We start from the raw sequence: 19879 nt of genomic DNA on the forward strand, positions 1-19879 counted from the left end.
TGAATTACCTTTGTTTTTTCTTTTATGCTAACACCTTAGGCGTTGACTCTCTACGTTAGTATTCCGCGTTGAACAGTATCTGAACAATTAGAGTGTAAAAAAACTTGGCATTAAGTGGGGAGTTTATGAACCGTTTAACTGCAGATGTGATAATCATTAAAGTTTTGCACAAATACTAAAATCGGACCTGTAACAATTTTTAAGATAGTCAGATGCTGCTTAACTCTCTGACAAAAATTGTGTATCGGCTTTACACAGGGGATATGGATTGTGTGTTTGCGACAGCATTACCCTTGTTTTTTGCGCCTTCTAGTAGCTTATGGCAATACTTTAAGACATGCTCCAAATTATTATCACCTTTTAGTGTTACTACGCCAGACGAAAATGAGGTGGTAAAAGATTGCTCCGTAAATTTCCACCATTTTTGCTTCGCCATTAGGTTACTGAGCTCATCAAGTATGCGCTTCACTTCCTCCTCATTCGAATTTGAAAAATAAATTAAGAATTCTTCGTTGCCAAAACGGCAAAATTTATCTGTCTTTCGAATGCGTTTTTGTATTGTTTTTCCAAGTACAGAGACGACCTCTTCGCCTACTCTGTACCCATACGTGTCATTGATGCGTTGGAAATGGTCAATATTCAACAGCGCCATACATGAAGAACAGTCTTTTTTTAGAGCAACGGTTAAGCTTTTCAACATAGCGCTGCGCGTAAGTGAACCTGTCAGCTCATCGTAATTTGTTTGTGTCTCATTCCTGCGATTATTTAACCATAACCACATAGCAAGTAGGGATAGAATTGCTGTAATAAGAAGAAGTACGGTAGATTGAAGCTTTCCGTTGTCTTGATTTAGTCCCATACGCTCTTTGCGTAAATTGTCTAATTCTTGTTGTCTGAATTTAGCAAGTTCTATGTCTTCGGACATAGATGCTTTTTCCAGTTCTTCGTTGTAACTAAACTGGTCTGCATTAAATTTTACCAGTTCGAGTTCAAATTTCTTCTGGTATGCATAAGCGTTCTCTAGGTCTCCTCTTGCTCTGTATAATTCCTGTAAAGTAGTCAGGGCATTAAGGCTCGCATCTCTCGGAAAAGGTAGTAATTTATTTTGATACTCTGTCACTTTAATAAATTCTGTAATTGCTTTTGAAAACTCATAGTCGCTTCCAACTAAAGCTTGATAAAAAGCGTAAGAATATGGCTGTATGTCAATTAGGCGTGGTGGAATGTTTTCAATTTGCAAGTTGATTACTGCTAGAGACAATTCTTTGATTTGCTCTAGATTATCTTTGGTGTTGATTTTATTTAATGTGCTTAGTTCAAGAGCATATAGAATAAGTTGCTGAATTTTATTATCTTTATTGGTGACGGACTTTGCCTCTTTTATATATTCTAGAGACTTCATAAATTCTCCAAGGCTATTCGATGCTCGAATTGGTAAGATAAAATCCCATGCGGAAACAGTTTCATTTTGTGCTTTCAAGTTAACAAGAGTTTGAGCATACTTTAGCGCTAGACTTGGTACATTTAATTCCAAGTAGCTTGAAGTCAACCAAGCTAGTGCTGTGATTTTGTCCAATTCCGTTTCTAAGGGATTAAGCTTTGATTTTATAGGCAGATGCGGCAGGGCGTATTGTAACTCGTTAATGGCTCTTAAAGGCGATGACTCAGAGTACTCCATTGCTAACCACATACATACAGTTGCTACAGCTTGCTTATTGCCAGTTCTCAGCATTTCGTCTTTTAGCCTGAGCATGGCTGGAATAGTAATAGATGTACGTTGAGTAGATCCATTAAAGCTATTTGAGGCTTGTATGTATATGTAGTACGCATAGGTGTATGCGTATATTTCTGGAGACATTGATTTCAAGCCCAGCCAGTATTTATTGAGTAGTGGCTGCTTTATATAAACTGGAATTCTAGGGCTATCAGCATTATCTGTCGTACTTAGTGCCATAAGATGTCGGAAAATAACACTTATCTCAGAGTCGACGTTTTGTATTTGGCTTTTTTCTAAGTTTGAAACAATATCTTCATTTGATATTTCTGAAGGATAATTCCAATCGTAAATTACGTTATGTAACAAGCTTGCGTATGCTTTCAACTGAGATTGAGCAGAGGAATTATTCTCATCTGATAGCGAACGTTCTGAGACCAACAATAAAGTAAAAAAAAGCAAGATTGAGATAAGCGATTTGGTAGCTAGAAAATTCTTCATCATTGCATGAATCCTCCCGAAGGAAAATACTAAATGGTTATTCAGGTTGGTGGCAATCTCAAGTATTAAGTTTGGAGTATAAGGTGTTATAAAATTTGTTTCACGAAAATTACTAATAAAAATACCGCCACTAGGGCGGTACTTTGTACGAAATTAATGTATCTGAGCTAATATTATGCAGAAAATTGGAGGCGTGATGTGACTGCTTTTTTCATCTCGCTTAAGTCAGCGCCTTTTTCACCCACAATCATGATCTTTGCATGCTCCATACTCATTCCTTCTCCATGAAACTCCGAATCTGAGAACTCGTTAGGCACAGATATATCATTGCGTTCAGGTACCACAAAAACAGACATTTTTCCTTGTGGCGTATTCACAATTAAATGCAAGCTGCGGATAGAGCTCAAATGACAATAATTGGCCACTTCCACACCATCAATCATATCACTGAAGCTAGCACCAAAGCTCGCCAGCTTTGCGTTGACCATGTTTAAGTCAACAGGAAGCTTTGAATGCGCTTGTTCTACCTTTGCATACTGCATGTGGGCAAGTGCTTGACCACCGAGGCTAAGCGGCTGGTGGTACCACATGGTTAACCCAATGCCGATAGTAAAAGCGACAGATGCAGCCATCGCCATGTACCAACGATTTTTGCGTTTATAGCGAGTAAACTCGTCAACTGACTGCTGCCAAATGAGTTTATTGGCTAAATCGTCGGGCACATCTACTTTTAAAGCCTGCTTAAGTTGTTGATCTAGTTTCTTTTGCTCATTCCAGAAATGGCGCTTTTTTTCATCCTCTTTTGCCGCTTCAACAACATCACTGTCAGTCGTTTCTGGATCGGCGTAAATTCTACGCCTAAATTCTAATTCATCCATTAGCACGACCCCTCTGTTCATTTTGCTTTTCGAGTGCTTCTTTAAGTTGATTTCTCGCTCTGAATAACCGAGTCATCACAGTATTTTTGTTCAAGCCTAATTGGTCCGCAATTTCTTCACCGCTAAAACCAAAGATGATTTGCAGAATTAAGGGTTCGCGATATTCAATACTTAAGCCACCAAGCAATCGCTGAAGCTCTCGGTTGCTCACATCATCGTCGGCTTGTTGAGTTTCATCTTGAATGCTTACATCGTCGATATCTACGGTTTCCAATTGCTTGCGTTCGAAGCGCCTAGCATTTTCTCTTCGCAATATTGTGATAAGCCACGATTTGGCCGCTTTTTCGTCGTTAAGTGCATCTAAAGATCGCCAAGCGCGCAAAAATGTTTCTTGCACGATGTCTTCTGCCACACTTTGGTCTTTGACTAACCAAAAGGCATATCGATATATATCTGTGTGAAACGCTTTAACCAGCGCCTCATATCGGTGATGTTTTGCTTTCATAACCGATAAGACCTGAGCATTTTCGGTTTTCTTTCGTGCAAACATGAAAAATTCCAAAAATAATTTTTTTCACTATGCCATAAAAAACGCGTCCGATCCTCAATGGTAAGACGCGTTGTTAATTTGGCTATTAAGTTTGAACGATTGGGTTAAATTGTTTTTTGCGCAGCAATCCACTTATCAATGTTTTCTTCCAACAATGACAATGGCACAGGACCGTATTTAAGTACTTCGTCATGGAAACCTTTCCAGTCAAATTTATCTCCAAGCGCCTGCATTGCTTTTTCACGCAACTCCATAATCTTTAATTTACCGATCATGTAGGCGGTGGCTTGCCCAGGCATTGCTATATAACGTTCAATGGCTTTTTGGGCGTCATACTGAGGGTTTGGTGTATTTTCAACTAAATAGTTAACGGCTTTTTCTCTTGACCATTTCTTAGCATGAATGCCGGTATCGACAACCAATCTACAAGCGCGCCATAACTCCATCGCGAGGCGCCCAAAATCGGAATAAGGGTCTTTGTAAAAGCCCATATCCTTGGCAAGTTCCTCGGTATAAAGTCCCCAGCCTTCAGTGTAGGCAGTAAAGCTAAGAAACTTCTGAAATTGAGGCACGCCTTCAAGCTCTTGTGCAATACTGCGCTGCATATGATGCCCAGGAATACCTTCATGGTAAGCCAGTGCTTCAAGCTGATAGGTTGGCATCGCTTTCATGTCATATAGGTTGGCGTAGTAAATTCCAGGTCGACTACCGTCTTGCGCAGGGCTTTGATAGAAGGCTTTGCCAGCAGATTGTTCTCTAAACGCCTCTACGCGTTTTACCACAATAGGCGCTTTGGGCAATATGCCAAAATAGTCTGGAAGCGCTTCACGCATTTCATCAATGACTTGTGTGGCAGTATCTAAATATTCCTGTCGACCTTCAGGTGTAGATGGAAGATAGAATTGGTCATCTTCGCGCATGAACACGAAGAATTCTTGCAGAGTACCTTCAAAACCCACTTGTTGCATGATGTCGCGCATCGCGTTGTGAATGCGATTAACGTTATCTAAACCAATTTGATGTACTTCATCAGCACTTAAATCTGTTGTTGTGAACCAATTCAATCGGTTCTGGTACCACTTATCACCGTCAGGTAAGCGCCAAACACCATCACCTTCAGGTGAAATTTCTCTCTGGTGAGCTAACGCTTCAATGAACTTTTCATACGCAGGCATGACCGATGTAATCAGAGCAGCTTTTGCTTCCACAAGAAGCGCTTCTTTCTCTGCCTTGTCTAAAGTGAGGGCCGATACTTTACTTTGGAAATCTTCCCAAATGGTTGAGGATTCATCGCTGGTATCAAATGGCGCCCCTGAGATTACATTCCTTGATGCGTCAATCATTTGATCATAAGCCCAAGCCGGAGGAAATACGCCTGCTTTTTCTCTTATTGCCATTTGCTCGATAACTTGGTCGAAATAGCTTCTTACGTTGTCTAGTCGGCCAATATAGGCTTGTGCATCTTCTTTGCTTTTAACACTGTGAATATTTATTAAAAAACTAGGTACTTGGGTATGTGCCGCGCGAAATTGATGCACAATATAGCGATGGTGGCGGAATTCGTCATTCGCTAGGTCTCTTTCAATGCCGAGTTTATACAAACGCAAACTCAATTTTTCTTGTTCATTCAGTTTTGATGTGTCGAATGAAGAGAGTGTTTCAAGGCGATTTTTGGCGATGGTGATTTGAGCGTCAGCCTCTTTTTCACTGATGTCATCCCATTTGTCATAGTCCCACTTCTTACCCAAATAGCTTTGAAATAAAGGGGAGCGCTTTAAATCTTCTTCAAACGTTCTTTCAAAAAATGCAGAAAGCCTTTCTGATTCTGATTGACTGGCAGTATGTTGAATTTCTTCAACAGCTGTTTCTGCGGGCTTCGTATTATTTGCCGGTGAGCATGCAGCTAATACACCAATTGCTAGTGCGATAGGTGTTAACTTGAGTATTGTTTTGTTCATGAGTTTTCCTGTGCGTAATACTTGTGAAAGCGTGAGTGAATGCACTCTGCTAGCCAAGTTTATTGTTATAAATTGCAATGTTGTTTTGGCCCGTTAAGCACTTCTTTTTATTAACGCTCAGCGGGCTTTTCTATTTATAGAATGCAAACTTTGCGCATGATAGAGGTGTTAATAAATATCATGCAACAATGCAAGGTCTAATGCGGTTTACGTAACAGGATATAGGTTAGATAACCTATTTTCGGTTTTATCTCGCTTAGCGAGCGACTGTTTACGCACATCATGAAGGGATTTCTCTAATGCACTAAAGGTACTTTTAAGGGCACTAGCGTCGCTACTTTTTTGCTTCGCGTCTTTGGAAAAGCGCAGTGCTTGAAGTGCATTAATATGTGTCGTTAAAGGTTGAGTCTCTGCAATGTCGCCGGGTACGACCTTACCTTTTCCATTATTGTTCATTACACGAAGCCAATTTCCAAGTGCTCTATCTAACTGGTTAATATCGTTGCGCTTGACCACTTGAATAAGCTGATTGAATGCATCTTTTTCACTTTGTGTGTTTGTAAAATTCGCGCCGCTAACACCACCAAAGCTATTTGTCGCAGCGTTCATATAGGAATGTTGTTTGAGTTTTCTGCGCGCTACATACCATGCCACAAGGGTTATTAACCACAAAATGGCTAACACAGTGGTAACTATAATAAATAATGGCGATTTTATGACACCCTGTGGATTATCATGTAGGTCATCGCTTGCTTGATCACTAATTCCATTATTTGAATTACTCAAGGAATTAGGAGTTTGCGCGGGTACAGAAGCTTGTTCTTGATTGTTCGTGGATGTTGAAGTAGACGTATTTGGAGCTTGCCCGTTACTCGCTTGGCCGCTTGCCGGTGCCACGGTAATCGTTCTCGCTGGGATAGTGGCATACTCGGTTTTTTCAGTCAGTGTATTAAACCAAGGGATTGTGATCTCTGGTAATACAAATGAACCTGGTGCAGTAGGGATAATCGCCAGCGAGCTTTGACGCTGAGATATCAGGTTTTGATCTTTTTCCACCGTTGCAGTGGTTGACTGGTCAGGGTAGAGCTTAAAGTTTGGTGGATAAAACTCTGGAATGTCAGGCAGCTGTTCTTCAACAACGCCTAAAGCGGTAAGTGTGATAATACGTGTCACTGGTTCACCTGCAACAAAGTTATCACCTTGGGGCCACTCTTCATCTACCCTTACCATTTCTGAGGGTAACCAAGCGTAGTCAATGTTTTGTGGAATGGGTTTTATATTAACCGTGATATCAGGCCCTACACGGTTAACTTGTTGTGTACGATTAAAAAAGCCGAATCGTTGATTGGTGTTAGGTGCCATGACCTCACCAGTAAATATTGGACCTCTGAGCGTGAATTCCCCAGAGGCTTGCGGCACCACAGCAAATTGTCTTTCTATAATTTGATAGCGACGACCGTTAATAATGTCCGTGTATTGCTTATCTTCACCCAGTTGGGTAATTTCTGCGTTCTGCATTTCAGGTGCCTGCAAACTGCCACGCTCAATATTACTCGATAAAAAGAGTTTAACCGTGTACAGCAATTGCTGGTTTAAATAAGCGTCCTTTAGGTCAATGTCGGTAGTGACAAAGTAATCTCTCGCTACATTATCTTGTGCCTGTACTGGGATCACTTCAACTTGAATGGGCTTGGTTTGCTTGTTTTCAACCGCGAGTGATGGAATGGTAAAAATGCCTTCCTTGCGCGGAAATAGGGTGGTTGTCCAGACGGTAGTGCGCTTAGTGTCAAAATTCACAATCGACGTTTGACTGCTCACTGAAGTTCTGCCCACAACAAAATCTTTTAAAAGTGGTGAGCTGTCAAATGCGTCTCTATCCGCACTGCCATCCGCGGTGACGGTTAACCGAATTGCTTCGTCAACCATTACGGGGTTTTTATCAATGGTGGCTTCTAGGCTATTGATATCAGCGAGCGCGGATGCACTCATTAAACTTAACAGTGTAAAAATAAAAAATGTAGATACAGAGAAAAATTTCATCTACCAATCACTCCGGTTTGAAGGCATACGCTGACGTTGTCGTTTTTGAGCTTCCAGTTGCATTTTTCGTTTAAGTAAAAAGGCGGGGTCATCTGGAACACGGCGCATTAGACTTTCCATACGTTGCAGTTCTTCTTTCTCAGCATCGGAAAGCTCACCTTGCTGTGGTTGCATGGCTTCAGCCGTGCGTTCATCGTTCTCATTTTGTTTTTGCTCATCAGACTCTTGTGATGAGTCTTCCTGCTGTTTAGAGTCATCTTGGTCCTGTGCGCTTTGATCAGATTGCTGTTGATTGTCGTCATCGTTAGACGAAGAATCATCCTGCTGAGAATTTGGTTCGCTTTCATTCTCATTGCTTTGTTGAGAAGAGTCGCTATTTTCATCTTGCTGTTGTTCACTATCAGAGTCTTGAGATTGTTGATCTTGTTGACCCTCATTGCTCTGCTGATCTTCAGATGATGAGTCTTGGTTTTCACCATCTTGTTGGTCGTTAGATTGCTGACCATTGTTATCTTTTTGATTTTGCTGATTCTGTTGTTGCTCCAATAAGTCTTCAATTAGCTTTTTGTTTAACTTAGCATCTTGCATATCGGGCGCCATTGCCAATGCCTCTTCGTACTTATCAATAGCTTTTTGAAGTTCGCCAAGCTTTGCGAGGGCATTTCCTTGGTTGTACAAACTCTCTGCGCCAGGTACTTGTTCATAGGCTTCAAGTGCGGCCTCATAATTTCCGGCTTTGTACAATGAAGACGCCTTCCACTCAATATCATCAAACTGACTGGCGGCCTCGCTGTATTTTTCGCCTTGATAGTGTGAAAGTGCTTCTTGATCGTCGTTTAAAAAGGGCCTTTTCCACCACGGAATATTATTAGGTGTTGTCGACGTAATTTCTTCTGAAGAAGACGATGGCAATTGCTGTGCATAAACGGGTTTGTTGCTTGAAAACGACAAAATGCCAACGAGCACAGCAAATATCAACCCTTTGCGAAACGCGTAGGCAGCAAAAGGTAGAAGGAAAATAATCACATATGGACCAACTTCTCGCCATTGATCACCTTGTGCATCAGTTTCATTGTCTTCGTCTTCAGCGCTGTCTCTGTCGAGCATTGATAAGGTCGCTAATGCATTGATATCTCTGTCATTCGAAGTAAATGTTTGGAAGTTACCTCCATTGGATTTAACGACGCCACGCACTGCACTATTATTGAGTTTCGGAATAACGATACTACCAGTTGAGTCTTTGAGTAGTTCGCCGCTAAGTTGTCTAATTGGCGCACCTTGTGCTGTACCGACAGTTAATGCGTTAACGGTAAAAGGAAGGGAGGAAACATATTCTTGTAATTCCTTTTGTTGTTCAAAATCAATACCATCAGTTATCCAATAGATCATCCCTGAATTATAACCCGCATTGGTAAGTAGCTCGGCGGCACTTTGAATACCAAGTAAAGGATCACTACCGGGAACTGGCATAATTTCGGGTGCCAAACTGGGAAGCAATGTTGTTACGTTTGCGGCATCTTCTGTCAACGGACTAATGACAAAAGCATCACCCGCATAAGCGACTAAGCCCATTTCTCCTTCACCAATGGCGTTCACCAAATCAATCGCTTTGTACTTAGCTCTTGTCAGTCTATCTGGAGTCATATCAGTAGCGCGCATAGAAAGCGACATATCCAATACAATCACATGGCCCATTTTTAACTGGTAGACCGGTTGAGGTAATCTCTCCCATGTAGGTCCGGCAAGGGCTATAACACTTAAACACCAAACAAAGCTTAATAGCCAGAAGGGAGGGCGTTGTCCTTTTTCGAACTTTCCCGTCACCATATGTTGATAAAGATGTGAAGGGATAACCGATTGCCACCCAGATTGCTTGGATGTGCGTCGTCTGATCCACGTTGTTAGTAATAACAGGGGAATAATGGCGACAAACCAGAGTGGGCGTAAAAAGTGAAATTCGCTCAAATCCGACAGGTTAGGTAATGTCAATAAATCCATTATTCATTACCTCGCTCTGTGACGGTATCGCTGCGGCGATATTGAAAAAGGTCAACGATACTCTTTAACACTAAAACCAGTGCCCACAATATGGAAAGCGCCAAAGCTATTGTTAATGGATAATAGAATAGTGCTGTAAGTGGGCGCATTTTTCTCGTTTCGCCTTCGATAGGTTCCAGGGCATCTAGCTGTTGGTAAATCGCCTGTAACTCTTGTGCGTTTCGCGCTCTGAAATATTGCCCTCCCGTTGACGTTGCGATATCTGTGAGCATATCCTCATCAAGTTCTTGTGATGGGTTGACTTGGCGACTGCCGAAGAAGCTCTGTATCAGCATTTTGTCTGCGCCCACACCAATGGTATAGACCTTTACACCTTTATTTATCGCAAGTTCCTTGGCCTGTTCGGGGGTAATATTACCTGCGGTGTTTTGTCCATCGGTCAGCAGTATAAGCACGTTGTTAGACTCTTCTCTTGCATCAAAGCGTTTGACAGCAAGGCCAATAGCGTCACCTATGGCTGTTTGTTCGCCCACAAGACCGATCACGGCTTCACTCAATAGGGTAGAGACGGTATCTCTGTCATAGGTAAGTGGTGCTTGTACGTAAGCGGTATCGGCAAATAATATAAGTCCTAGCCGATCGCCAACCCGGCGTTGGATAAAGTCATAAACTACAGATTTGGTCATGGTAAGTCGGTTAACTTGACGACCATTCAGTTGCATGTCGTCAATTTTCATACTGCCCGATAAATCCACAGCCAACATCATTTCTCGGCCTTCATTTGGAATGCTAATTGGCTCACCCAGCCATTGAGGGCGTGCGGCTGCGACGACAAGTAATAACCATATTAGGCAACACGCAATTAATGGCAATCGACTCTTGGTTACTTGCTCTTCCAGCCCTGAACTTCCGGGGCGAAGGCTTGGCACTTTTAGTGCTGCCATCTGGGCTTCAGGCGCTGCAGGCCATAAAAACCGCACAAGTAAAGGTAAAGGTAGAAACAAAAATGCCCACCACCAAGCAAACTCAAGCATGGTTTACCTCCTTGGTGTGCACTTTGCCATATGACTTACTTTTGGAAAATGTGGCGTTCGTAATCCATGTTCTGACGGATTGTTGACAGAGTTCGAAATCAGCATCTCGCGGTGTTTGTCGATAGCTGTTCTCCAGCAACAAACTAATACCTTGTGTTATTTTGCTATTGTCTTTTTTCATTGTTGAATGAAGAAATGTTTGCCATGCATCACCGTGTAATTGTGCGACATTATCGTTGGGGAAATAAGATAATGCTGTACGTTTCAATAGCGTATTAAGTGCTAGTGGCCAATTATCCTGGCTCTGCGATATTTCGTTTAGCAGTTTTAGTGCTTGTTTTCGAGGCTTATTGAAACGAATGTGGGCACAAATGGCTTTGACAGTCCATGCAACGACGATGATCACTGCAATGGCTAAACACCACCAGCCCCAGTCTAGAGGCCAAACACTTACCTCATTGGGTACGTGAATATCGCGAAGTTGGGCTAGCGGATCTTGCCCTGAAGCCACATTCGACGGTGTAATTCCTTGTGACTGCATTATAGTTGTTCTCTTTGCATACTTTGAAGCTGTTCATCTAGCGGCGCACCAGCAGACACAGCATAGCGTGAAATGTTGTTCTGCTTCAGTGAATCATTGATAAAACGATTCTGCTCATCACGCCACTGCTGATAAAACGCCTGCTCTTTACTGTCTCCCAACATCCACCGTTGCTGAGTAAAACCGTCAGAAACACTTACTGGTTGCGGAGACTTTATCGAGGGAAGGGCGTGCTCAATAGGATCGTTAACAATGACTGCTCGCACTTCACAGTGACGCGTTAAATGGTTGAGATGACCTATCGCTTGTGAACTCAAATGTTGAAAGTCAGACACCAAGTAGACAAGACTTCCCGGGCGAGCAAGACGTCGTGCGCGAGCGCATGCTTCTATAAATGCCTGCTCATCATCCGCCTTGTTCGGTTTTAGATGCTGACTGTCAACATGTAACGCCATGAGTTCATGACAAACCCGAAGTACGGCGTTTTTTTCGTGTTAATGGCTTTATTTCTTTGTGCTGTTGTTGATTGAAAATAAGTGCACCAACTTTATCTCCTCGTGCCGCAGCAGACCAACTGATCAACGATGCTACATGTGCAGCTTGTACTGATTTCGTTAGTAACTGTGTACCAAAAGCCATTGAAGGTAGGTAATCGCAGAAAATGAAAACAGGGCGCTCTCGCTCTTCACGATACACTTTCGTATGGGTTTTACCCGTGCGCGCAGTAACCCGCCAGTCAATAGCGCGAATATCATCTCCCGGTTGGTAATGACGAGCTTCGTCAAACTCCATACCACGGCCTTTGTGTTTAGTTAAGTAGCTTCCAGCAAGTCGAGCTTGAGGCGCACGCTTGGGGGCAATACTGAAAAGCTTTGCGAGTTGTTGATATCTTAGCAACTCGCCGGTAGACAGACTCACCCCATTGCTCAGCAACTTTTGAAGCTGTGCTTGTACGTTTATCATGAGTTACGGTACTGCTACAGTGGCGACAATTTTATCCAACACATCATTTACAGTAACGCCTTCGGCTTCAGCCTGATAAGACAAGATAATACGATGGCGAAGTACATTGTGAACCACTGCTTGTATGTCATCAGGCCCGACAAAATCTCTACCGCTTAACCAAGCATGGGCACGGGCACATCGGTCTAAACTAATAGTGGCACGAGGGCTGGTTCCCATAGCAATCCACTGAGCTAAATCATCACTGAAGGCTGCTGGTTGACGGGTTGCCATGATCAATTGGACAAGGTATTGCTCTAGCTCCGGCGCCATATACAAAGACAGTGCTTCTTTGCGAGAAGTAAATATATCGTCTTGTGTAAGTGTTGGTGGCGTTACAGGTGGCTCAGATAAGGCCTCGCCACGGGTTAAGCGAAGAATTTCTAACTCCGTTTCTGCACCTGGGTAGTCGATATCAACGTGCATCAGAAAACGGTCTAGTTGAGCTTCAGGTAGCGGGTATGTTCCCTCTTGCTCAAGTGGGTTCTGCGTTGCCATAACTAAGAAAAGGGGTGGAAGAGGGTAAGTTTTACTTCCAACGGTTATTTGACGTTCTGCCATGGCTTCAAGTAAGGCTGATTGCACTTTTGCAGGTGCACGGTTAATTTCATCAGCTAGCACAAGGTTGTGAAACAACGGGCCTTTCTGGAATACAAACTCGCCTGTTTCAGGGCGATATATGTCGGTGCCTGTTAAATCTGCTGGCAAAAGATCCGGAGTAAACTGCACACGGTGAAAATCGCCATCCACACCGTTGGCCAACGCATTTATTGCGCGAGTTTTAGCTAGACCTGGAGGACCTTCCACAAGTAAGTGACCATCTGCTAACAGTGCGATTAAAAGGCTTTTGGTTAGCCCATGCTGACCTATAATTTGCTGATCTAAATACGCATGTAGCTGTTGAAACTGCTCTGCTGCCATATTGCAATTTTCCGTTTGAGTTCTCGTTATAAGGAAGTGTCTGTGAGACATAAGTAAGCTTAAGTTGATGATAAGAGATAGGCTTACCCGTTGTTACAACGTTATGTTCTTTAATTAGCTGCCCACAATGACACAAAACAGACTATGGTTTCCATATAAGGTTCATTCTATTGTTCTTCAAGACGTTAAATAGCAAGAAATTTACGATGTTTTGCATTTAATTGATTTTACAGCGCAATATCCCTTTGCGTTGTGAACTTATGTTACATTTTCCTCACCTGTCTTGCGGCATAATTTGCTATTTTGTTCATTGTTTGTAAAAATCAGGTGTATTACAGGTCAGACCACTTTGTGTGGGCCTTTCCGCTCAACTAAAAATGGTCATTAATTTAGGTGCATTATGGCAACAAAACAATCAGTTACTACCCGAGAGGGTGATCGCATCGCCATTGTTGCGGGGCTACGTACTCCGTTTGCAAAGATGGCGACATATTTCCACGGCGTACCTGCAGTTGATTTAGGTAAAATGGTCGTCAACGAACTTCTGGTTCGTCATGGTGTTCAAAAAGAGTGGATTGATCAAGTTGTTTACGGTCAAGTAGTGCAAATGCCTGAAGCGCCAAACATCGCACGTGAAATTGTGCTTGGAACCGGCATGAATATTCACACTGACGCATACAGTGTGTCTCGGGCGTGTGCAACGAGCTTTCAGTCTACCGTGAATATTGCCGAAAGTATGATGGCGGGTAACGTGAAAGTAGGCATTGCAGGTGGAGCCGATTCAACATCAGTTTCGCCTATTGGTGTATCTAAAAATTTAGCACGCGCTTTGGTGGACCTTCAAAAGACGAAAACACTAGGCCAGAAACTCAATATCTTTAAGCGTCTTAAGCTTAGAGATCTTGCTCCAGTGCCACCAGCGGTGGCGGAATACTCTACAGGCCTATCAATGGGCCAAACTGCAGAGCAAATGGCAAAGACGCATCAGATTTCTCGTGAAGAGCAAGACAAACTTGCACATCGTTCACACAGCTTCGCTGCAAAAAGTTGGGAAGCTGGCAAACTCAACAGCGAAGTAATGACCGCGTATGCAGAACCTTATAGAGGCGCATTAGAACGCGACAACAATGTACGCTTCGACTCCAAACTTGAAGGCTATGCAAAGCTTCGTCCCGTTTTTGACAAAAAATACGGTTCAGTAACTGCCGCTAACGCTACACCGTTAACCGACGGTGCATCAGCTGTGTTAATGATGACAGAAAGCCGTGCCAAAGAGTTAGGTTATACGCCTCTTGGCTATATTAAAAGCTATGCGTTCTCAGCGATAGATGTGTGGGAGGATATGCTGATGGGGCCATCTTATGCAACGCCGATTGCACTTGATCGCGCAGGTATGACTCTTAACGACCTTACATTAATTGAAATGCACGAAGCATTTGCCGCGCAAACATTGGCGAACGTTAAAATGTTTGCCAGCGACAAGTTTGCCCAAGAAAAGCTGGGTAGAAGCAAAGCAACGGGTGAGATCGACATGGATAAATTCAACGTAATGGGGAGTTCCATTGCCTATGGACATCCATTTGCCGCAACAGGTACGCGCATGATCACGCAGATGTTGAATGAACTTAACCGTCGTGGCGGTGGTACAGGCCTTCTGACTGCTTGCGCAGCGGGTGGTTTAGGTGCAGCTATGATTGTGGAGACAGAATAAGATGAGTCAGGATCAAGTAACAACAAACGAGGCGAAAGACGCTTCAGGTGCGTTTACACTAACCAAGCAAGATAATGGTGTAGCAATTCTTAGCATGGATGTGCCTGGCGAAAGTATGAATACCTTGAAGGCTGAGTTTGGTGACGAAATCTCAGCCATGCTTGATGATATCGAGCAAGATAACAGCATTAAAGGTGTAGTGTTAACAAGTGGTAAGCCAAGTTCATTTGTAGCTGGCGCCGATATTACTATGTTGGCGGCGTGTAAAACTGCTGAAGATGCCACAACTATAGCAGCGGGTGGTCAAGCTATCTTCGATAGAATTGAAGGCATGAAAGCAACGTTCGTTGCAGCCATTCACGGCCCAGCCTTAGGTGGTGGTTTAGAATTGGCATTAGCGTGTCATTACCGAGTTTGTACCGATTCACCAAGTACGCAATTGGGCCTTCCTGAAGTACAGCTAGGTCTTTTACCTGGTAGCGGCGGTACCCAGCGCCTTCCTCGTCTGATTGGTATTCAACAAGCCATGAAAATGATGCTAACTGGTGCACCCGCAAGAGCAAAGCAAGCGAAGAAGTACGGCATTGTTGATGAGGTGGTTCCACATAGTGTGCTAATTAAAGTGGCTGAACAGTTTGCACTAAAACGCAAGCCAGAGCGCGACGCGCCTCAGAAAGGTGTTATGAACAAGTTGCTTGAGAACACCGGACCTGGTCGTGGTATGTTGTTCAAAAAAGCACGTGAAGCCACATTTGCAAAAACCAAAGGTAATTACCCTTCGCCTGGCTACATTATTGATGTTATTGAGACAGGTATGAATGATGGAATGAAAGCCGGTCTGAAAGCTGAAGCAGAGGCGTTTGGTAAGTTGGTAATGACACCTGAGTCCTTCCAATTGCGTCAAATTTTCTTTGCAACCACCGAAATGAAGAAAGAAAACGGTGTTGAAGGTGTTAAGCCTGAAAAAATGAAGAAAGTAGGTGTATTGGGCGGCGGTCTGATGGGCGGTGGTATTGCTTATGTAACTTCAACGAAGGCGGGTGTTCCTGTGCGAATTAAAGATGTTCGCGCTGAAGGTATTGCTAATGCTATGAAGTACAGCTATGACATTCTGAATAAGAAAGTCAAAAAGCGCTTTATGCGAAACAGCGAAATGCAAAAGCAGCTTGCTTTGTTAACTGGAACACTTGATTACAGTGGATACCAAGACGCAGACATCGTGGTTGAGGCGGTTTTTGAAGACTTAGATCTGAAGCAAAAGATGGTTGCTGATATCGAGTCTAACTGCAAAGAAACTACAATTTTTGCCTCAAATACCTCGTCTATTCCAATTACACAGATTGCTGCAAAGGCAGCTCGACCAGAAAATGTTATTGGCCTTCATTACTTCTCGCCAGTCGATAAGATGCCATTAGCTGAAGTTATTGCTCACGACAAAACGTCGGACCAAGTCATTTCATCGACCGTTGAATTTGCTAAAAAGCAGGGTAAAACACCGGTAGTTGTTAAGGACGGTGCAGGCTTCTATGTAAACCGAATACTTGCTCCTTACATGAACGAAGCAGCAAGCCTTATTCTTGACGGTGAACCTATTGAGCATATTGATAAGTCGTTAGTGAAATTTGGCTTCCCAGTTGGTCCAGTGAAGCTACTAGATGAAGTGGGTATTGATGTCGGTACCAAGATAATTCCTTTCCTAGTAGAAGCTTTTGGTGAGCGTTTTACAGCACCAAGTGCCTTTGATAAAGTGCTTGAAGACGGACGTAAAGGTAAGAAGAACCAAAAAGGTTTTTATTCCTATGAAGGTAAAAAACCAGGAAAAGAAGTCGATGAAAGTATTTATGCTTTATTAGGGCTAAGTCCTTCTGCAAAACTAAGTGAGAAGGAAGTGGCTGAGCGCTGCGTACTTATGATGCTAAATGAAGCGGCACGTTGTCTGGATGAAGGCGTTATCCGAAATGCGCGTGATGGAGACATAGGTGCTATTTTCGGTATTGGCTTCCCTCCATTCTTAGGTGGACCTTTCCGTTATATGGATACCCTTGGCGTGAAGCATATAGTGGCAAGATTGAATCACTACGCCACAGCGGTGAGTGATAAATTTAAGCCTGCCGACATTTTAGTGAAGATGGCTGAATCTGATCAATCATTTTACTAAAATGTAAACAAATGGTTAAAAACCGGGCTTTGCCCGGTTTTTTTATGTCTAATTGTTATTTTTGCTGGTTTATTGCTCTATTTTGAGTAAAATCTGCGCTGTCTAAATTTTGATACATATGCTCATTAACGCTATATGCCAAGCGAAAGTGTAGTTAGTTTGGTCAAAGATTGTATTTGCTTGTAAATTGCCGGAGGCAGTGTGATATCACTTATTTTTCTGAGCGTTTTATTTTCGATTTATTTTTATATTGAAGCGTTTAAGTGGGGAATGCACGCTAAAAAGTGGGCTGTTGCTGGATTGCTTTTGGGGCCAATTCTTTTGCCGATGTTTTCTATTGCCAGACATGTACACTGGCGAAATGCAGTAGGCTTCAATAACCTTTATATTGCGGCTTAACACCGTCTGATTAATATTATTGGTTATAAAAAGTAAAAAAGAGAGCTAGGCTCTCTTTTTTACTAGAATACTCTATTAGAAACCTACACCGTATCCACCACCAGACTCTGGCTTAACGGTTTGTGGCTGCGTTACTACTTCTTTTTGTGATTCAGGAGCTTGTTTAGCACCTTCTTGCTTATCAGCAGCAACAGGCGTAGCGGTAGAAAGTACTAGTGCAACGGCGTACTCTTTTAACATATTGATTTCCTTTTTTATTTTTTGAACAAACAAACAAACCCAATGCATCATTAGTGGCATTGGTCGCATATAGAAAGCTAATTTTGTGCCATGATTGTTTTTTTGTTTAAAAACAGTTTGTTAGGTGTTTTTTGAGAGGCGGCTGCCATTGATTTGACACTAAAGTATAATGAGAGTGATTGCCGTCTCGGCACTTCTATGCCGACTTCTTTTTGACGGAATTTTTAATGTGCATGAACGTGCGTTGAAAGCACGCTCATATACAAATTTTTTCAGAAAGGAATTAGGGTATTTGGTCTTAAAAATTACTTTGACCAAGCAGTGTATGCAGTTTTTGATTCTCTGATAGCAGTTTTTCAAAGCGCTCTGCGTTTAGCGGGCGACTGTACAAAAAGCCTTGTAGCATCTCACAGTCATAACGGCGCAAAATATTGAGTTGCGCTTCTTCTTCAACGCCTTCTGCAACAACTTTTAGGCCTAGGTTATGTGCAATATTGATAATTGCCGCAGCCATGTGTCTATCCACATTACGTTTTTGCAATATCATCTATAAATGCTTTGTCTAGTTTTTAATGTGTTTAGCGGGAAACGCTTCAAATAGGCTAACGACGAATATCCTGTGCCGAAGTCATCTAATGCCAGATGTATGCCGCGCTCGCGTAATCGGCTCATCATTCGCAACCCATTTTCAGGGCTTTCCATCAAAGTACCTTCTGTAATTTCGCACTCTAAATGCAATGGCGACAAGCCAACTTCAGAAAGGATCTTATTAATACGTTCGTCGAGATCGGGTAATTCAAATTGCTTAGCGGATATATTTACTGCAACTCGACCACTGAATAGCCCCTGATTTACCCAGCGCTTTGTATCGGCACACGCTTTGCGCAGTACTTGCTCACCGATTTCTATAATCTGTCCCGTTTGTTCTGCGAGAGGAATAAACTGACCTGGGCTGACAATACCTTTTTGCGGGTGTTCAAAGCGAACAAGGGCTTCCATACTGACTAATTTGCCAGAAGCAATGTCGACTTTCGGTTGGTAGTAAACGGTAAACAAGTCGTCTTTGATACCTTGCCTGATCAAGTTCTCAATTTGAAGTTGGCGCACCGCATTTTGGTTCATTTCGCCACTGAAAAACTGATAGCTATTCCCACCATTGTTTTTGGCAAAATACATTGCAGTGTCGGCATTCTTGAGCATTTCTTGCGGTGAAGTGCCATCATCAGGGTAAAACGCAATACCAATACTTGCACCAAGCACGAATTCTTGCTTGTTAATAATAAAAGGGCGGGACAATGTATCGAGCAAGCTTTGTGTATAGTGCGTCACCGTATGAATATCAGCACTGTCTTCCATCAATATACTGAACTCATCACCGCCTAGTCGGTAGCAGGTAGCGTTTTTACCCGTGATACGTTGTAGTCGTTTAGCGATTTGTTTAATTAAAATATCGCCAGTTTGGTGGCCTAAAGAGTCATTTATTTTTTTAAAGTTATCCATGTCTAGACACAATAATGTGTGCTGAACACCTTTTCGAACAAGGTTTTGATGGCTAGCTTGAAAAAACGAACGATTAGGCAGCTCAGTAAGTGGGTCGGTGTTAGCGAGTTTTAGCAGTTCTTTCTCAGTACTCTTACGAGAGGTAATATCACTAAAAACACCTACGAAATGACTAATTTTTCCATCTTCGTCGTGCACCGCATCTATGTTTAATTCCATTTCATAACGTTCGCCATTAACACGTACACTTTCCACTTCACCTGACCAATTTCCTTTTGTTTTTAGTGTCTTCTTGATTTCTTCGGTAAAGGCATCTGGGTATAGGTGGAAATGCATATAGCTGGCCAGTGCTTGGTCACGGGTTTCACCAGTGTAAGTGCAATAAGCATGGTTTACGCTTATGAACTTAAACTGGGTATTCGTGATAAAAACACCTTCGGAGATATTTTCAATAGAGCGTTTAAACAGGTTTAATTGCTCTTCGGCTTCTTTTAAATGATTAATATTTTTAAGCGTTCCAGTCATTCGAACTGGCTGATTGTTATGATCGCGCTCTACCACTTTTCCTCTATCAAGGATCCAAATCCATTGATTTTTAAATGTCTTAGCGCGGTATGCTAACTCGTAAAAGTCACTTTTTCCTTCTAGGTGTTCACGTAACACTTCTTTGACGCGATTAATATCATTTGGGTGAATATTGGCATCGAACGCACCAGAAGTACGTATATCGTCTT

At 42.6% G+C, this 19879-nt stretch carries 12 protein-coding genes and 2 pseudogenes; 2 read left to right on the forward strand and 12 right to left on the reverse strand.

Annotation, left to right across the window (positions count from 1 at the left end):
• Window positions 1-250: 250 nt before the first annotated feature.
• The 10 genes and pseudogenes from EYR97_RS05185 to EYR97_RS05230 all read right to left on the reverse strand — a co-directional run bounded on the left by EYR97_RS05185 (window position 251) and on the right by EYR97_RS05230 (window position 13137).
• Window positions 251-2218, reverse strand: a complete 1968-nt coding sequence (locus EYR97_RS05185) for a GGDEF domain-containing protein (protein ID WP_131092743.1) — start codon at window positions 2216-2218, stop codon at window positions 251-253.
• A gap of 170 nt (window positions 2219-2388) precedes the next feature.
• Entirely contained in the window at window positions 2389-3093 is a 705-nt protein-coding gene (locus EYR97_RS05190; protein WP_131092744.1) for a DUF3379 family protein, read from the reverse strand.
• Window positions 3086-3643: a sigma-70 family RNA polymerase sigma factor gene (locus tag EYR97_RS05195; protein WP_131092745.1), complete on the reverse strand. Its 558-nt coding sequence runs from the start codon at window positions 3641-3643 to the stop codon at window positions 3086-3088. The genes EYR97_RS05190 and EYR97_RS05195 overlap by 8 nt, the downstream gene beginning before the upstream one ends.
• Window positions 3644-3747: 104 nt before the next feature.
• The gene (locus EYR97_RS05200; RefSeq protein WP_131092746.1) at window positions 3748-5601 is read right to left on the reverse strand and encodes a DUF885 family protein; all 1854 of its coding nucleotides are present in this window, start codon (window positions 5599-5601) and stop codon (window positions 3748-3750) included.
• A gap of 207 nt (window positions 5602-5808) precedes the next feature.
• Window positions 5809-7641 carry a BatD family protein gene (locus EYR97_RS05205; protein WP_131092747.1) on the reverse strand — a complete coding sequence of 611 codons (1833 nt, stop codon included), beginning with the start codon at window positions 7639-7641 and terminating at the stop codon, window positions 5809-5811.
• Window positions 7642-9639, reverse strand: a complete 1998-nt coding sequence (locus EYR97_RS05210) for a VWA domain-containing protein (RefSeq protein ID WP_131092748.1) — start codon at window positions 9637-9639, stop codon at window positions 7642-7644.
• A complete protein-coding gene (locus tag EYR97_RS05215) occupies window positions 9639-10673 on the reverse strand; it encodes a VWA domain-containing protein (protein ID WP_131092749.1) in 1035 nt (344 codons plus the stop codon). Before EYR97_RS05215 ends, EYR97_RS05210 begins: the two co-directional genes overlap by 1 nt.
• Window positions 10666-11214, reverse strand: coding sequence for a DUF4381 domain-containing protein (locus tag EYR97_RS05220; RefSeq protein ID WP_131092750.1), 549 nt, complete (start codon window positions 11212-11214; stop codon window positions 10666-10668). Before EYR97_RS05220 ends, EYR97_RS05215 begins: the two co-directional genes overlap by 8 nt.
• Window positions 11214-12177 (reverse strand): annotated as a pseudogene (locus EYR97_RS22665) (DUF58 domain-containing protein). Before EYR97_RS22665 ends, EYR97_RS05220 begins: the two are co-directional and overlap by 1 nt.
• A gap of 3 nt (window positions 12178-12180) precedes the next feature.
• On the reverse strand, window positions 12181-13137 hold the full coding sequence (locus EYR97_RS05230; RefSeq protein WP_131092751.1) for a MoxR family ATPase: 957 nt from the start codon (window positions 13135-13137) through the stop codon (window positions 12181-12183).
• Window positions 13138-13537: 400 nt separating this feature from the next.
• Between EYR97_RS05230 and fadI the strand changes: the two genes are divergently transcribed.
• Both fadI and fadJ read left to right on the forward strand, forming a co-directional pair.
• A complete protein-coding gene (gene fadI, locus EYR97_RS05235) occupies window positions 13538-14848 on the forward strand; it encodes an acetyl-CoA C-acyltransferase FadI (protein WP_131092752.1) in 1311 nt (436 codons plus the stop codon).
• 1 nt (window position 14849) lies between these two features.
• The gene (gene fadJ / locus EYR97_RS05240; RefSeq protein ID WP_131092753.1) at window positions 14850-17006 is read left to right on the forward strand and encodes a fatty acid oxidation complex subunit alpha FadJ; all 2157 of its coding nucleotides are present in this window, start codon (window positions 14850-14852) and stop codon (window positions 17004-17006) included.
• A 474-nt stretch (window positions 17007-17480) separates the two neighbouring features.
• On the opposite strand, the gene EYR97_RS21855 is transcribed toward fadJ, so the two are convergent.
• The gene (locus EYR97_RS21855) at window positions 17481-17645 is read right to left on the reverse strand and encodes a hypothetical protein (RefSeq protein ID WP_165477979.1); all 165 of its coding nucleotides are present in this window, start codon (window positions 17643-17645) and stop codon (window positions 17481-17483) included.
• A gap of 298 nt (window positions 17646-17943) precedes the next feature.
• Window positions 17944-19879 (reverse strand): annotated as a pseudogene (locus EYR97_RS05250) (EAL domain-containing protein); the annotation flags it as partial.

This window comes from Alteromonas sp. KUL42 (genome assembly GCF_006538325.1).
Taxonomy (GTDB): domain Bacteria; phylum Pseudomonadota; class Gammaproteobacteria; order Enterobacterales; family Alteromonadaceae; genus Alteromonas.

What these genes read in the sequence shown, in the direction of transcription:
- EYR97_RS05185 (WP_131092743.1), bottom strand. Translation starts at nt 2,218, where the DNA reads ATGATGAAGAATTTTCTAGCTACCAAATCGCTTATCTCAATCTTGCTT.
- EYR97_RS05190 (WP_131092744.1), bottom strand. Translation starts at nt 3,093, where the DNA reads ATGGATGAATTAGAATTTAGGCGTAGAATTTACGCCGATCCAGAAACG.
- EYR97_RS05195 (WP_131092745.1), bottom strand. Translation starts at nt 3,643, where the DNA reads ATGTTTGCACGAAAGAAAACCGAAAATGCTCAGGTCTTATCGGTTATG.
- EYR97_RS05200 (WP_131092746.1), bottom strand. Translation starts at nt 5,601, where the DNA reads ATGAACAAAACAATACTCAAGTTAACACCTATCGCACTAGCAATTGGT.
- EYR97_RS05205 (WP_131092747.1), bottom strand. Translation starts at nt 7,641, where the DNA reads ATGAAATTTTTCTCTGTATCTACATTTTTTATTTTTACACTGTTAAGT.
- EYR97_RS05210 (WP_131092748.1), bottom strand. Translation starts at nt 9,639, where the DNA reads ATGGATTTATTGACATTACCTAACCTGTCGGATTTGAGCGAATTTCAC.
- EYR97_RS05215 (WP_131092749.1), bottom strand. Translation starts at nt 10,673, where the DNA reads ATGCTTGAGTTTGCTTGGTGGTGGGCATTTTTGTTTCTACCTTTACCT.
- EYR97_RS05220 (WP_131092750.1), bottom strand. Translation starts at nt 11,214, where the DNA reads ATGCAGTCACAAGGAATTACACCGTCGAATGTGGCTTCAGGGCAAGAT.
- EYR97_RS05230 (WP_131092751.1), bottom strand. Translation starts at nt 13,137, where the DNA reads ATGGCAGCAGAGCAGTTTCAACAGCTACATGCGTATTTAGATCAGCAA.
- fadI (WP_131092752.1), top strand. Translation starts at nt 13,538, where the DNA reads ATGGCAACAAAACAATCAGTTACTACCCGAGAGGGTGATCGCATCGCC.
- fadJ (WP_131092753.1), top strand. Translation starts at nt 14,850, where the DNA reads ATGAGTCAGGATCAAGTAACAACAAACGAGGCGAAAGACGCTTCAGGT.
- EYR97_RS21855 (WP_165477979.1), bottom strand. Translation starts at nt 17,645, where the DNA reads ATGTTAAAAGAGTACGCCGTTGCACTAGTACTTTCTACCGCTACGCCT.